This window comes from Rhizorhabdus histidinilytica, assembly GCF_900167915.1.
In the GTDB taxonomy this organism is placed as follows: domain Bacteria; phylum Pseudomonadota; class Alphaproteobacteria; order Sphingomonadales; family Sphingomonadaceae; genus Rhizorhabdus; species Rhizorhabdus histidinilytica.
Map to the genome: position 1 here is coordinate 261442 of NZ_FUYM01000005.1, position 13433 is coordinate 274874.

General features: G+C 68.4%; 15 protein-coding genes. 11 read left to right on the forward strand and 4 right to left on the reverse strand.

Annotation, left to right across the window (positions count from 1 at the left end; translation table 11 throughout):
- Positions 1–204 precede the first annotated feature (204 nt).
- Both B5X82_RS13140 and B5X82_RS13145 read left to right on the forward strand, forming a co-directional pair.
- Positions 205–1008, forward strand: coding sequence for a LytTR family DNA-binding domain-containing protein (locus B5X82_RS13140; protein ID WP_176152554.1), 804 nt, complete (start codon positions 205–207; stop codon positions 1006–1008).
- Positions 1009–1075: 67 nt separating this feature from the next.
- Positions 1076–2407 carry an MFS transporter gene (locus tag B5X82_RS13145; protein ID WP_079648611.1) on the forward strand — a complete coding sequence of 444 codons (1332 nt, stop codon included), beginning with the start codon at positions 1076–1078 and terminating at the stop codon, positions 2405–2407.
- Between the two features lie 9 nt (positions 2408–2416).
- On the opposite strand, the gene ygfZ is transcribed toward B5X82_RS13145, so the two are convergent.
- Positions 2417–3085, reverse strand: a complete 669-nt coding sequence (ygfZ, locus tag B5X82_RS13150) for a CAF17-like 4Fe-4S cluster assembly/insertion protein YgfZ (protein ID WP_079648772.1) — start codon at positions 3083–3085, stop codon at positions 2417–2419.
- A 40-nt stretch (positions 3086–3125) separates the two neighbouring features.
- On the opposite strand from ygfZ, the gene B5X82_RS13155 reads away from it, so the two are divergent.
- Positions 3126–4451, forward strand: a complete 1326-nt coding sequence (locus B5X82_RS13155; RefSeq protein WP_079648612.1) for a dihydroorotase — start codon at positions 3126–3128, stop codon at positions 4449–4451.
- Positions 4452–4692: 241 nt separating this feature from the next.
- Positions 4693–5199, forward strand: coding sequence for a CHAP domain-containing protein (locus tag B5X82_RS13160; RefSeq protein WP_377266482.1), 507 nt, complete (start codon positions 4693–4695; stop codon positions 5197–5199).
- Positions 5200–5266: 67 nt separating this feature from the next.
- On the opposite strand, the gene B5X82_RS13165 is transcribed toward B5X82_RS13160, so the two are convergent.
- Genes B5X82_RS13165 through B5X82_RS13175 form a run of 3 tightly spaced genes read right to left on the reverse strand, consistent with a single transcriptional unit; the run spans position 5267 to position 6616 of the window.
- Positions 5267–5623 (reverse strand): type II toxin-antitoxin system RelE/ParE family toxin, encoded by a 357-nt coding sequence (locus B5X82_RS13165; RefSeq protein ID WP_079648614.1) that lies wholly within the window; start codon positions 5621–5623, stop codon positions 5267–5269.
- Positions 5624–5626: 3 nt separating this feature from the next.
- Positions 5627–5890, reverse strand: a complete 264-nt coding sequence (locus B5X82_RS13170; protein WP_012048947.1) for a type II toxin-antitoxin system Phd/YefM family antitoxin — start codon at positions 5888–5890, stop codon at positions 5627–5629.
- 54 nt (positions 5891–5944) lie between these two features.
- The gene (locus B5X82_RS13175; protein ID WP_079648615.1) at positions 5945–6616 is read right to left on the reverse strand and encodes an HAD family hydrolase; all 672 of its coding nucleotides are present in this window, start codon (positions 6614–6616) and stop codon (positions 5945–5947) included.
- Positions 6617–6738: 122 nt separating this feature from the next.
- Here B5X82_RS13175 and B5X82_RS13180 point away from each other — a divergent pair, with 122 nt between their 5' ends.
- The 7 genes from B5X82_RS13180 (at position 6739) to infC (ending at position 13411) form a co-directional block, all read left to right on the forward strand.
- A complete protein-coding gene (locus B5X82_RS13180) occupies positions 6739–7836 on the forward strand; it encodes an ABC transporter permease (protein ID WP_079648616.1) in 1098 nt (365 codons plus the stop codon).
- Positions 7836–8654: an ABC transporter ATP-binding protein gene (locus B5X82_RS13185; RefSeq protein WP_079648617.1), complete on the forward strand. Its 819-nt coding sequence runs from the start codon at positions 7836–7838 to the stop codon at positions 8652–8654. Before B5X82_RS13180 ends, B5X82_RS13185 begins: the two co-directional genes overlap by 1 nt.
- A gap of 7 nt (positions 8655–8661) precedes the next feature.
- The gene (locus tag B5X82_RS13190) at positions 8662–9609 is read left to right on the forward strand and encodes an MlaD family protein (RefSeq protein WP_079648618.1); all 948 of its coding nucleotides are present in this window, start codon (positions 8662–8664) and stop codon (positions 9607–9609) included.
- A gap of 4 nt (positions 9610–9613) precedes the next feature.
- Complete coding sequence (locus B5X82_RS13195) at positions 9614–10201, forward strand: ABC-type transport auxiliary lipoprotein family protein (RefSeq protein WP_079648619.1); 588 nt, start codon at positions 9614–9616, stop codon at positions 10199–10201.
- Positions 10202–10331: 130 nt separating this feature from the next.
- Complete coding sequence (thrS, locus tag B5X82_RS13200; RefSeq protein ID WP_079648620.1) at positions 10332–12338, forward strand: threonine--tRNA ligase; 2007 nt, start codon at positions 10332–10334, stop codon at positions 12336–12338.
- Positions 12335–12745 (forward strand): putative quinol monooxygenase, encoded by a 411-nt coding sequence (locus tag B5X82_RS13205; RefSeq protein ID WP_209047213.1) that lies wholly within the window; start codon positions 12335–12337, stop codon positions 12743–12745. Before thrS ends, B5X82_RS13205 begins: the two co-directional genes overlap by 4 nt.
- A 126-nt stretch (positions 12746–12871) precedes the next feature.
- Positions 12872–13411 (forward strand): translation initiation factor IF-3, encoded by a 540-nt coding sequence (gene infC, locus B5X82_RS13210; protein ID WP_016745460.1) that lies wholly within the window; start codon positions 12872–12874, stop codon positions 13409–13411.
- Positions 13412–13433: the final 22 nt, after the last annotated feature.

Below are 13433 nucleotides of genomic sequence, written 5' to 3' on the forward strand. Positions count from 1 at the left end.
GGCCGGCTCCGTCCGATCCTCGCCGGAGCTGCTTGGAGCAATGTCCGGGGAAAAGGAAACGGCCGCCGACTCGAAGGTCGCAGGTAGGTGATGATCTGGAATCCGGCGAGCATTGCTTCGCCAACGGGCGAACGGGCCGATGGTCCAGCAGGACGCATGTGCTTGGCTCTTGCCCCGGCGCGGCGCTTGGCACAAGAAACGCCGATGGAGCTGGACGACCTCCTCAAGCGCCCCGAACGCTGGGCGAGCGTGCTCGGATGGGCGACGCTGGCCGGGCTCGAATTCGGCCTGATCGGCCCCTTCGGCAGCTATGCCTCGCACCTGTTCACCCGGATCGCCTATTGGACGCTGCTGTTCTGGCTCGGCAGCGTGCTGCTCTGGCCCTGCGTCGTCGCGGCGTTGGCACTGGGGCCGCGCCGGGGGCTTCCGCCGCTCTTCTCGGGGGTCACGGTCATCCTGATCGCCTGCGTGCCGCTGGCGATGCTTGGCGCGATCGGCACCCATTTGTTCTGGCCGGTGCGGGCGGCGGGAATGCGCACGCTGGAATGGTATGGGCTGACGGTCGTCGTGGCGCTGCCGGCAATGGCCGGGCTGCTCTGGATCGAGCTCGGCCGGACGCGGCTGCTCGCCGCGTGGCGCGGCCGGACCATGGCTGGCGGAGCGCCGCCGGCGGAAGCGCGCGCCCCCGCCCCGGAGCGGCCCGACCATCTCCTCGCCAACGCGCTGTGCCTGCAGATGGAGGATCATCATGTCCGCATCCACCTGCATGGCCGATCGGTCCTCCACCATGGGGTGCTGCGCGACATCGTCGAGGCTCTCGACGATCGGCGCGGGCTGCAGGTCCACCGATCCTGGTGGGTGGCGCGCGACGCGGTGCGTGGCTGGCAACGCGACGGGCGCTCGGTCGGCCTGATCCTGGTCAACGGGCTGCGGGTACCGGTGGCGCGCAACCGGGTGGCCCTGCTCCGTGAACATGGCTGGCTCGACGAGGCGTTGCAGGCCGCCTGAGGCGGCTCTGGCCCAACGCGCATCGACGCCCTACAGATCGTCCGACGCGAGGGGAGAGCCGATCAAGATGCAACACGAGCAAAGCGCCGACCTTCCCTATCTCCGCAAGATCGTCGGCGCGTCGATGGCCGGCACCGTCGTCGAATGGTATGAATTCTTCCTCTACGGCACCGCCGCGACGCTGGTGTTCGGCAAGCTGTTCTTCCCGCCGACCGGCAACGAGCTCGACGGCATCATCGCCGCCTTCGGCACCTATGCGGTCGGCTTCATCGCCCGGCCGCTGGGCGGGATCGTGTTCGGCCATGTCGGCGACCGCATCGGCCGCAAGTCGCTGCTCCAGTTCAGCCTCGTCCTGATCGGTACGTCGACCTTCCTGATGGGCTGCCTGCCGACCTTCGCGACGATCGGCTATTGGGCGCCGCTGCTGCTGGTGCTGCTTCGTTTCGTACAGGGCTTCGCGCTGGGCGGCGAATGGGGCGGCGCGGTGCTGCTCGTCACCGAACACAGCCCCAATCGCAGCCGCGGTTTCTGGGGCAGCTTCCCGCAGGCGGGCATCCCGATGGGCAACCTGCTCGCGACGATCGTCCTGCTGCTGCTGTCGGCGACGCTCAGCGAGGGCGAGTTCCTCGCCTGGGGCTGGCGGGTCGGCTTCTGGCTGTCGGTGATCATTGTCGGCGTCGGTTATTATATCCGCACCAAGGTCAGCGATTCGCCGATCTTCGAGGCGGCGAAGGCCGAGGCCGAGCAGCGCGCCGACGCCGGCTATGGCGTGGCCGAGGTGTTCCGCCACTATCCCCGCGGGGTGTTCACCGCGATGGGCCTGCGGGTGGCGGAGAACATCCTCTATTATATGGTCGTCACCTTCTCGATCACCTATCTCGCCCATATCGGCGTCGACACGACCGAGATCCTGGCGCTGCTGTTCTGCGCGCACCTGCTGCACATCGTGCTGATCCCGTCGATCGGGCGGCTCGCCGACCGGATCGGGCGCAAGCCGGTCTATATCGCCGGCGCCGCGCTCACCATCGCCTGGCCGTTCGTCGCCTTCCCGCTGTTCGACACCGGCGCGGCGCCGATCATCCTCGCCGGGATCATGATCGGCATGGCGGTCCACGCGCTGATGTACGCGCCGCAGCCCGCGATCCTGACCGAGATGTTTCCGACGCGGATGCGCTATTCCGGGGTGTCGCTGGGCTATCAGGTGACGGCGATCTTTGCCGGCTCCTGGGCGCCGCTGATCGGCGCCGCGCTGCTGCGCGCCTATGACAGCTGGCAGCCGATCGCGCTCTACGTCGCCGGCGCGGGGGCGATCAGCCTGGTCTCGGCACTGGTCATGACCGAGACGCGCGGCATCTCGCTGCTCGCGATCGATCGCGCCGACCGCGAGCGCACCGCCTAACGCGGCCGGCTAGGCCTTCTCCGCCAGTCCGTCCTTCATCCAGCCGGGCATCAGCGCCGGATCGAGGCCGTCGACCTGCCGCCGCTCGACCGTGCCGTCGGGCAGCATCACCAACCGCCGGTTGACCTTGGCGCGCCAGTTCATCCGGGCGGTGTTCTCCTGCCCGACATAGCAGCCCTTGGAGAAGCTGACGCCATTCAGCAGGTCGGCATTGCATTCGAGCCAGAGATTCCTGTCCGAGCCGAGCTCGGCGACGCCCTCGGGCACGCCGAGCGCGCGGCGATGCGCGTGCCAGCCCTCGGCGGCACCGTCGGCCGGCGCGATCCAGCGCCGCCCGAGCGCGGCCAGGCGCGGATCGGGCATGCCCTGCTCGCCGTCGGGCGCCCAGTGGACGGCGAGCCCCTCGTCGCGCGCGATCGCGATCGGCTTGCGCAGCCGGTAGAGCGTCAGCCGCCGGGCCAGCGCGTCGGCCTGTTCCGCCTCGCAGTCGATCAGCAGGTCGTCGCCGTCCGCCCAGACGATGAAGTCGAACAGCGCCTTGCCTTGCGGGGTCAGCAGCCCCGCCCAGACGGGCAGCGGCCCCGCCACGTCGCTGGTGACGAGGCCTTGCAGGAAGTCGCGCACGCCCTGTCCCGAAAGACGGATCAGCGCGCGGTCGGAAAGGGTGGTGCCGGACATGGAGCGAAGGTAGGAAGCGGGCGACGAAAAGGAAAGCGCCATGCCCAGCTACGACATGATCCTCAGGAACGGCACCATATGGACCGTCGGCGGCCCCCTTCGGACCGATGTCGGGGTCAGGAACGGCAAGATCGCCGGGATCGGCGTCGCGGGCGATGCCGGCGAGACGATCGACTGCACCGGCCTCGACGTGCTGCCGGGCGTGATCGACAGTCAGGTCCATTTCCGCGAGCCGGGGCTGGAGGCGAAGGAGGACCTTGAATCGGGCAGCCGATCGGCAGTGCTCGGCGGCGTCACCGCCGTGTTCGAGATGCCGAACACCAAGCCCAATACCGATTCGGCCGAGGCGATCGCCGACAAGCTCGCCCGCGCCAGGAACCGGATGTGGTGCGACCATGCCTTCTATGTCGGGGCGACCGCCGACAATGCCGAGGCGCTGGCCGAGCTCGAGATGCTGCCCGGCACCGCTGGCGTGAAGATCTTCATGGGATCGTCGACCGGCAGCCTGCTGGTCGCCGAGGACGAGCATCTCGCCCGCGTGCTGCGATCGGGCCGGCGCCGCGTCGCGATCCATGCCGAGGACGAGGAGCGGATGATCGCGCGGCAGGGCGAGCGGGTCGAGGGCGATCCGGCGAGCCATCCGGTGTGGCGCGACGACGAGAGCGCGCTGCTCGCCACCCGCCGCATCCTCCGCATCGCGCGCGAGACGGGGCGCAAGATCCACATCCTCCACATCACCACCCCCGACGAGCTGGCGCTGATCGCAGAGAACAAGGACATCGCCACCTGCGAGGTGACGCCCCAGCATCTGACGCTGGCGGGCGAGGAGGCCTATCCCCGGCTCGGCACCTATGCGCAGATGAACCCGCCGATCCGATCGGGCGCGCACCGCGACGGGCTGTGGCACTATCTGCGCCAGGGCGTGCCCGACGTGCTCGGCTCCGACCATGCGCCGCACACGATCGAGGAGAAGGCCAGGACCTACCCGGCGTCGCCGAGCGGCATGCCCGGCGTCCAGACGCTGCTGCCGCTGATGCTCGACCATGTCGCCAACGGGCGGCTGTCGCTCCAGCACCTGATCGAGCTGACCTCGGCGGGGCCCCAAAGGGTGTTCGGCCTGCGCACCAAGGGCCGGATCGCGCTCGGCTACGATGCCGACTTCACCGTCGTCGACCTCAAGGCGCGCTGGACGATCGAGCAGGACTGGCTCGCCTCGCGCTGCGGCTGGTCACCCTTCACCGGCATGGGGATCACCGGCAAGCCGGTCGGCACGATCATCCGCGGCCACCGCGTGATGTGGGAAGGCACCCTCGCCAACGCCGCGATCGGCGCGCCGGTGCAATATGACAGCGTCCCGCTGAGCTGAAGCGCGGCTGTTGCCGGGCACTGCGAATCGCCCGTGCTGCGGCAAGTGATTCGCACATGGCACGACATCCCGCCGGCCCGGCTCTACGACCTTCGTCGCAAGCCGCCTGTGGATAAGTCGCAGGTCACCGCGCGACGAAAACGACTCGCCGCTTGTTAGGATTTCATCAACCATGCCGGGGTTCCCTGCGCGTCCCTGTGATGCCAGTCACAGGCTCACGGGACGGGTGGGGAACTACCAGATGACCAAAACGATGCGCGCGATTGTCGGTTCCATGCTGCTTGCATGCATGACTCTCGCGCCCACCGCGGCCAATGCGCAGATGCTCCAGTGCGCGCCCTTCGCCCGCATGTTCTCCGGAATCCAGCTGTTCGGCGCCGCCGCTACCTGGTGGAACCAGGCAGTCGGCAAATATCTGCGCGGCGACACGCCCGCGGTCGGCGCCGTGCTGGTGTTCAAGGCGATCGGCTCGATGCGCTCGGGCCATGTCGCCACCGTCACCCAGGTCGTGAGCGACCGGGTCATCAAGATCACCCATGCCAACTGGTCGATCATCAACGGCCGGCGCGGCCAGGTCGAGCGCGACGTTACCGTCGTCGACGCTTCGCCGAACAACGACTGGAGCAAGGTGAAGGTCTGGTTCGCGCCGATCGGCAAGGTCGGCAACACCGCCTATCCGGTCAACGGCTTCATCTACAAGGACAGCCCCAAGTCGACCGCCGCCGCGGTCCAGGCCGTCCAGGGCTGAGTTTTTTCGTTCGGCCTTGCGGAGCCTGACGGCTCCGTTCCCCGTCACGTCACCCCAGCGGAAGGCGTCAGGCCCCCAGCAGCCGCTCTTCGAGCAGGCTTCGGAAATCGCGCCGCGCATCGGCGACGATCATGACCGTGACCACCGGTCCCTCGCGATCCTCCTCGGGCAGGTGGATCAATCGAAATGCCGGCAGGGAAAGCTGCCGATAGGCATGAATCCCGAGGCTTTCCAGTTCCGGCGGAACGGGCCCGCGCGTCGGCCATTCGGCCAGCCCCTCGATCGCCGCGACGATCCGGTCGAGCAACGCGTCGGCGCCGTCCTCGCCATCCGCACCGCACTGCGCCAACCGCCGGCGATAGAGGCCCGAAAGATCATTCTCCGCGCCGACGGTCAGCCGGACCCTGACGCGTTTCCCGGCCATCGGTCAGCGCGAACGGATGCGTTCGGCCAGGCCCTCTGCCGGGACCATGTCGCCCCGCGCCATTTCCTCGCGGCCAAGTGCAAGCAGCTTGAGCAGCGCCAGCGCTTCCTGCGTGGCCTCCCACGATCCCACGTCCTGCAGCACCGCGCGGGCTTCGCCATTCTGGGTTATGATCAGCGGCGGCGCTCCTTCCCCGAGCTCGCGGATCAGGTCGGCGCTGTGCGCCTTGAGATAGCTGATCGGCTTGATGCGGTCGTGGCGTCCCATCGGCGGCCTTTCGGTACGAATTTAGTCCGAATATAGTCCGGGCTGCACCGCCCCTCAATCCCAGTCGACGATCGTCCAGCCGCGCTTGCGTGCTTCCTCCCGCAGGCCGGCATGGGGGTTGGCGGCGATCGCCTCGTCGGCCCATGCGAGCACCGGCACGTCGGAGATATGATCCGAATAGAAGCGGATGCGGCACTGGGCGCGGTCGAGCCCCTGCAGGCCCATCCAGGCCTCGATCATGCGCAGCTTGGCGGGGCCGTAGCAATTCTCGCCGTCGACCTTGTGGCTGACATAGTCGTCGATGCCGCGGATCGCCCCGGTCGCGACGATGTCGTCCATGCCCAGCCGGGCGGCGATCGGTTCGACCCAGATGCGCGACGAGGCGGTGGCGAGGACGAGGCGGCGGCCGGCGGCGCGATTCTCCGCCAGGCTCTCGAGCGCGCCGGCGCGGACGTTGCGGCGCATCACCGCGTCGGCGAAGCTCTCGGCGATCGGGGTCAGCCGGTCGGCATGGATACGCCGGCCGATCAGCATCGCCTGGTTGAGCTCCTTGACCGTCTTGCGCTCGATCAGCTTCGCCACATAGGCGAGCATCACCAGCGCCGCGAAGGGCACGAAGACCAGCCGCCAGGGCGCGAGTCGCAACGCGGCGTGGATCATGAAGGGGGTGAAGGTCCCGGTCCGCGTGATCGTGCGGTCCATGTCGTAGATGGCGAGTTCGGTCATCGCGGCGCTCTATAGGGAAGAATGGGCCAAAGGAACAACCGGAGCCAAGGAACTATCCCGTCGCGCGCACATTCATTTCGGATGCTTGCCGATCCCGCGCTTTTCGATCACTTCTGGTCGCCATGACCGCCCCGGCCGATTTCCGCTTCGATCAGCACGTGCTGCATTTCAGCGGCGAGCTGACGCTCGCTCGGATCGGCGACCTGTCGCGGCGGCTCGAGGCGTTGGGCGAGGCGCCGCGCACGATCGACCTGGGCGAGGTCGATCGGATCGATACGGTCGGCGCCTGGCTGGTCCACCGCATCGCCCGCGAGCACGACGTCGAGATCGTCGGCGCGGACGCGGACGTCTGCCAGCTGATCGAGCAGATCGCCGAGGCCGACAAGCCGCTCAAGATCCGCCCCGATTCGAGCCCGCCCTTCATCCGCGTGCTCCGCGAGATCGGCGACGCGACCTCGGCCGCCGCCCATTCCCTCGCCGGGCTGATCGGTTTCTTCGGCGCGACCCTGATCGGGCTGTGGGGGCTCGCCACCCATCCGCGCCGTTTCCGCTACAACGCGATGGCGCGCCAGTTCGAGGTGGTCGGCGTCAAGGCGCTGGCGATCATCGGGCTGATGAGCTTCCTGATCGGGATCGTCATCGCCCAGCAGGGCGCGGTCCAGCTCCGCCAGTTCGGCGCGGAGGTGTTCGCGGTCAACCTGATCGGCCGCATCACCCTGCGCGAGCTGGGCGTGCTGATGACCGCGATCATGGTCGCCGGCCGGTCGGGCAGCGCCTTCGCCGCCCAGCTCGGCTCGATGAAGCTGGCCGAGGAGGTCGACGCGATGCGCACGATCGGCGTGTCGCCGATGGAGGCGCTGATCCTGCCGCGCATCCTGTCCACGGTGGTGCTGATGCCGCTGCTCGGCTTCTATTCGGCGGTGATCGCGATCATCGGCGGCGGCATCTTCTGCTGGATCGACCTCGACATTCCGCCGATCACCTATGTCCAGCGCATCCGAGAGGTGGTGCCGATGACCGACCTGTGGGTCGGCCTGATCAAGGCGCCGGTGTTCGGCATGCTGATCGCGCTGTGCGGCTGCTACCAGGGGATGCAGGTCGAGGGGAATGCCGAGGAGGTCGGCCTGCGCACCACCGCCTCCGTGGTCCAGGCGATCTTCCTGGTCATCGTCCTCGACGCGGTGTTCGCCGTGTTCTTCTCGTCGATCGGGTGGATCTGATGGCGCGGCTCAATACCGCCGACGACGAGACCGTCATCCATGTCGAGGGTCTGCGCAACGCCTTCGGCGAACAGGTCGTCCACGACGGGCTCGACCTCGACGTCAAGCGTGGCGAGATATTGGGCGTGGTCGGCGGATCGGGCACCGGCAAGTCGGTGCTGATGCGATCGATCATCGGGCTGCAACCGCCCCAGGCCGGCGTCGTCGAGGTGTTCGGCGAGCCGATGATCGGCCGCGAGGACCATGAGGCGCAGCAGGTCCGCCGCCGCTGGGGCGTGCTGTTCCAGGGCGGCGCGCTGTTTTCGACCCTGACCGTGGCCGAGAACGTCCAGGTGCCGATCCGCGAATATTATCGCCAGCTCGACGACCAACTGCTCGACGAGATCGCCGCCTATAAGGTGGCCATGTCGGGGCTGCCGCCCGAGGCGGGGCCCAAATATCCGTCCGAGCTGTCGGGCGGCATGAAGAAGCGCGCCGGCCTCGCCCGCGCGCTGGCGCTCGACCCGCAGCTGCTGTTCCTCGACGAGCCGACCGCCGGGCTCGACCCGATCAGCGCCGCCGCCTTCGACGAACTGATCCGGTCGCTGCAGCGGACGCTGGGCCTCACCGTCTTCCTGATCACCCACGATCTCGATACGCTCCACGCGATCTGCGACCGCGTCGCGGTGCTGGCGGACAAGCGCGTGATCGCGGTTGGAACGATCCCGGAATTATTGGCGTTGGACCATCCGTGGATTCAGGAATATTTCAACGGCCCGCGGGGCCGGGTGGCGGCGGAGGCCGCGGAACGGGCGGCAGTGAAGGAAACCGGGGAATGAAAAGCTGATGGAAACCCGGTCGAACCATGTGCTGGTGGGGGGCGTCGTGCTCGCCCTGCTGGTCGCGCTGCTCGTCTTCATCGTCTGGCTGGCCGGCTTCAACGTCGCCAGCATCCAGCGCTACGACATCTTCTTCAAGACCTCGGTCGACGGGCTCGCCAAGGGATCGCCGGTCAACTTCTCGGGTGTGCCGGTCGGCAAGATCGAGGAGATCAAGCTGATGCCCGACAGCCCGGAATTCGTCCGCGTCCGCATCGCGGTCGACCAGGACACGCCGATCCTGCAGGGCACCACCGCGACGATCGCCGGCATCGGCTTCACCGGGGTCAGCCAGATCAACCTCGACGGTGCGGTCAAGGGCGCGCCGCCGATCACCGAGCCGGGGCCCTATGGCAAGCCGGTAATCCCGACCAAGCCGGGCGCGCTGGGCGAGCTGCTCAACTCCGCGCCCGAGCTGCTCAACCGCATCTCGACCCTGACCGAGCGGCTGACCGAGCTGCTCAACGACAGGAACCAGAAGTCGATCAGCGGCATCCTCGCCCATGTCGACAAGCTGTCGGGCGATCTCGCCGACCGCGGCCCCGAGATCGCCGCCGCGATCGTCCAGCTCAAGACGACGATGGAGCAGGCGGGCAACGCCGCCGAACGGGTCGGCCAGCTCGCCGAGACGACCAACGGGGTGATGGCCGAGGACGTCAAGCCGGCGATGGCCAATCTCAACAAGGCGACCACCGCCGCCCAGCACACGCTCGAGACGCTCGACGCCACGATCACCGACGCACGGCCTGGCATCAAGGCCTTCTCGACACAGACGGTGCCGCAGATCAACCAGCTCGCACGCAACCTGGCGGAGATGTCGGAGGCGCTCGGCGCCATCTCGAACAAGCTCGACCGGGGCGGGGCGGGCGCCGTGCTCGGCGGCTCCAAGCTGCCCGACTACAAGCCAAGGAACTGACCGCATGCTGCGCCGCACGATCCTCGCGCTCACCGCCGCCGGCCTGCTAGCGGGCTGCATCAGCTTCGGCGAGGACCCGCCCGAACGGCTGATGAGCCTGACCTCGGCCGCCAAGGTCGCCGCCGACCAGGGCAAGGTCACCCGCGACACCCAGGCGATCAGCGTCGCCCCGCCCGCCCTGCCGGCGGCGCTGCGCAACCAGCGGATCGCAGTCGAGACGGGTGGCGCCTTCGCCTATCTGCCCAAGTCCGGCTGGGTCGACACGCCGTCGCAGCTGTTCCGTTCGGTCCTCGCCGAGACGATAGAGGCCCGCACCGGCCGCTTCGTCCCCGACACCCGCAACGGCGCGATCACCCCCGACACCCGCCTGTCGGGCACGCTGCTGGCGTTCCAGCTGCTCGGCGGCCAGGGCAAGGTGCTTGCGATCTACGACGCGACGCTGGCGAAGAGCGGCTCCGACGAGATCCGCGCGCGCCGTTTCGAGCGGACCGTGCCCGTCGCCGGCGAGGACCCCCGTTCGGTGGCGGCCGCGCTCAACGAAGCGGCGAACGGCATCGCGACCGACGTCGCCGACTGGATCGGAGCAGGCTGAGCGGCGCCCACCCGCTCTCCTCATCGCCGAGCCCGCCTCCGCAGGGGGCGCCGATATCGGGCGCTTGCCCCGCAGGCCCGTTCGCGGGCATAAGCCGCGCTCCGCGACCCTCAAGGATTGTCTTTCTCCCATGTCCGATCTTCTGACCATCACGCTTCCCGACGGCTCGGTGCGCGAGGTGAAGACCGGCACTACCCCCGCCGAGATCGCCGCCGCGATCGGCCCCGGCCTTGCCAAGGCGGCACTCGCCGCGCGGGTCGACGGCGAGCTGCGCGACCTCGACCGGCCGCTGGAGAAGGATTCGGCGCTCGCGCTGGTGACGGTGCGCGACGAAGCCGATGCGCTCGACCTCGCCCGCCACGACTATGCCCATGTCCTGGCCGAGGCGGTGCAGGCCCTGTTCCCCGGCACCCAGATCACCTTCGGTCCGTCGACCGACGACGGCTTCTACTACGACTTCGCGCCGGCCCCCGGCCGCGGACCGTTCACCGACGAGGAACTGCCCGCGATCGAGGCCGAGATGCGCCGCATCATCGCCGCGAACAAGCCGCTGCGCCGCGAGGTGTGGAGCCGCGAGCAGCTCATCTCGCGCTGGAAGCAGCAGGGCGAGACCTTCAAGGCGGAATGGGCCGCCGAGCTGCCCGGCGACGAGCCGCTGACGGTCTACTGGTCGGGCGAGGACTGGCTCGACATGTGCCGCGGGCCGCATCTGCCCTCGACCGGCAAGCTCGACCCGCAGGCGTTCAAGCTGACCCGCGTATCGGGCGCCTATTGGCGCGGCGACCAGAAGAACGCGATGCTGAGCCGCATCTACGGCACCGGCTGGCTCAACAAGAAGCAGCTCGACGCCCATCTGACCCGGCTCGAGGAGGCCGCCAAGCGCGACCATCGCCGCATCGGCCAGGAGATGGACCTGTTCCACCTCCAGTCGGAGGCGCAGGGGTCGGTGTTCTGGCATCCCAAGGGCTTCCGCCTGTGGCGGGTGCTCGAAGCCTATATGCGCCGCAAGCTCGATGCCGCCGGCTATGTCGAGGTCAAGACCCCGCAGCTGATGGACGCGCGCCAGTGGGAGCAGTCGGGCCACTGGGGCAAATATCGCGAGAACATGTTCGTCGTCCCCGACGAGATCCCCAATATCGAGGAGGAGGGGCCGGTCCTGTCGGGCGACAGCGAGCTGATGGCGCTCAAGCCGATGAACTGCCCCGCGCACGTCCTGATCTTCCGCCAGGGGATCAAGAGCTACCGCGACCTGCCGATCCGCATGGCCGAGTTCGGCTGCTGCCACCGCAACGAGCCGCACGGCGCGCTGCACGGCATCATGCGCGTGCGCCAGTTCACCCAGGACGACGCGCACATCTTCGTCCGTGAGGACCAGCTGATCGCGGAGATCAAGGATTTCTGCGACCTGCTCGACGCCGTCTATCGCGACCTCGGCTTCGAGAAGTACGCGATCAAGCTGGCGCTGCGCCCCGAGAAGCGCTTCGGCAGCGAGGCGATGTGGGACAAGGCCGAGCAGACGCTGCGCGACGCGGTGGCCGCTTCCGGTCGCGCAACCGAGGCGTTCGGCTGGGAGGAGCTGGAGGGCGAGGGCGCCTTCTACGCACCGAAGCTGGAGTTCCACCTGACCGATGCGATCGGCCGCACCTGGCAGGTCGGCACGATCCAGGCCGATACCGTCCTGCCCGAGCGGCTCGACGCTTCCTATGTCGGCGAGGACGGCGAGCGGCACCGGCCGGTGATGCTCCACCGCGCGATCCTCGGCACCTTCGAGCGCTTCATCGGCATCCTGATCGAGCATCATGCCGGCCGCTTCCCGCTCTGGCTCGCGCCGGTGCAGGCGGTGGTGGCGACGATCGTCTCCGACGCCGACGATTATGCACGCGAGGTCGAGGCGAAGCTGGCGGCGGCCGGGCTGCGCGTCGAAAGCGACCTGCGCAACGAGAAGATCAACTACAAGGTGCGCGAGCACAGCCTCGCCAAGGTCCCGGCGCTGCTGGTGGTCGGCAAGCGCGAGGCCGAGGAGGGCACCGTCGCGATCCGCCGCCTGGGCGAGCAGGCGCAGACCGTGCTGCCGCTCGACGAGGCGATCGCCGCGCTGCTGGCCGAGGCGACCCCGCCCGACCTGCGGCGGGCATGACCGGGACAGGCGATGGCATCGACCGCCGGGGCGCGCTCGCGGGCGGCATCGCCATCGCCATGCTCGGCGCCGCACCGGGCTTCGCCGCGAGACCGGAGGGACGCATGTACGGACTGATGGGACGAATGATCGCCCGGCCGGGCCAGCGCGAGGCGCTGATCGCGATCCTGCTGGAAGGCACCGGCGCCATGCCGGGCTGCCTGGCCTATGTCGTCGCCAGGGACCTGAAGGACGCGGACGCCATCTGGGTGACCGAGGTGTGGGATTCGAAGGACAGCCACGCCGCCTCGCTCGAACTGCCCGCCGTCCGCGCCTCGATCGCCCGCGGCAAGCCGCTGATCGCCGGCTTCGACAATTATACCGAGACCGAGCCGGTGGGGGGCGTCGGCCTACCCGGCCCCGCCTGACGCAAGCCGGACACAGGCCGCGACAAAGCGTCGCCGCGATGCGCGCGCCCATCTTTCCAAGCGGCGCGTTAAGGCTTATATCGCGCCCGTCAGACCGCCATAGGAGATTCTGCTATACGTCCCCCGATGATGCGCCGCCCCCTGGGGCAGCCGCCGATGCCGCTCAATGGCCCGCGCTATAATGAGTTCATCCAGTCGCCCAAGGTCCGGGTGATCGATGAAGAGGGCGAGAATCTGGGCGTGATGTATACGCGCGAGGCGATCGAGCAGGCCCAGGAGGCCGGGCTCGACCTGGTCGAGGTGTCCCCGAACGCCGATCCGCCCGTGTGCAAGTTCCTCGATGTCGGCAAGTTCAAGTATGAGGCCCAGAAAAAGGCCAATCTTGCCCGGAAGTCGCAGAAGACGCAGGAGATCAAGGAGATCAAGATGCGTCCGAACATCGACGACCACGACTATGAAACCAAGATGAAGAAGATCCACGAGTTCATCGACGAGGGCGACAAGGTGAAGGTTACCTTGCGCTTCCGCGGTCGCGAGCTCGCGCACGGCCAGCTCGGCATGCAGGTCCTCCAGCGCGTCCAGGCCGACATGGCCGAGACCGCCAAGGTCGAGCAGTTCCCGCGCATGGAAGGCCGCCAGATGCTGATGGTGATCGCGCCGAAGTAAGTCGGCGCGTCATCTTCCCTCC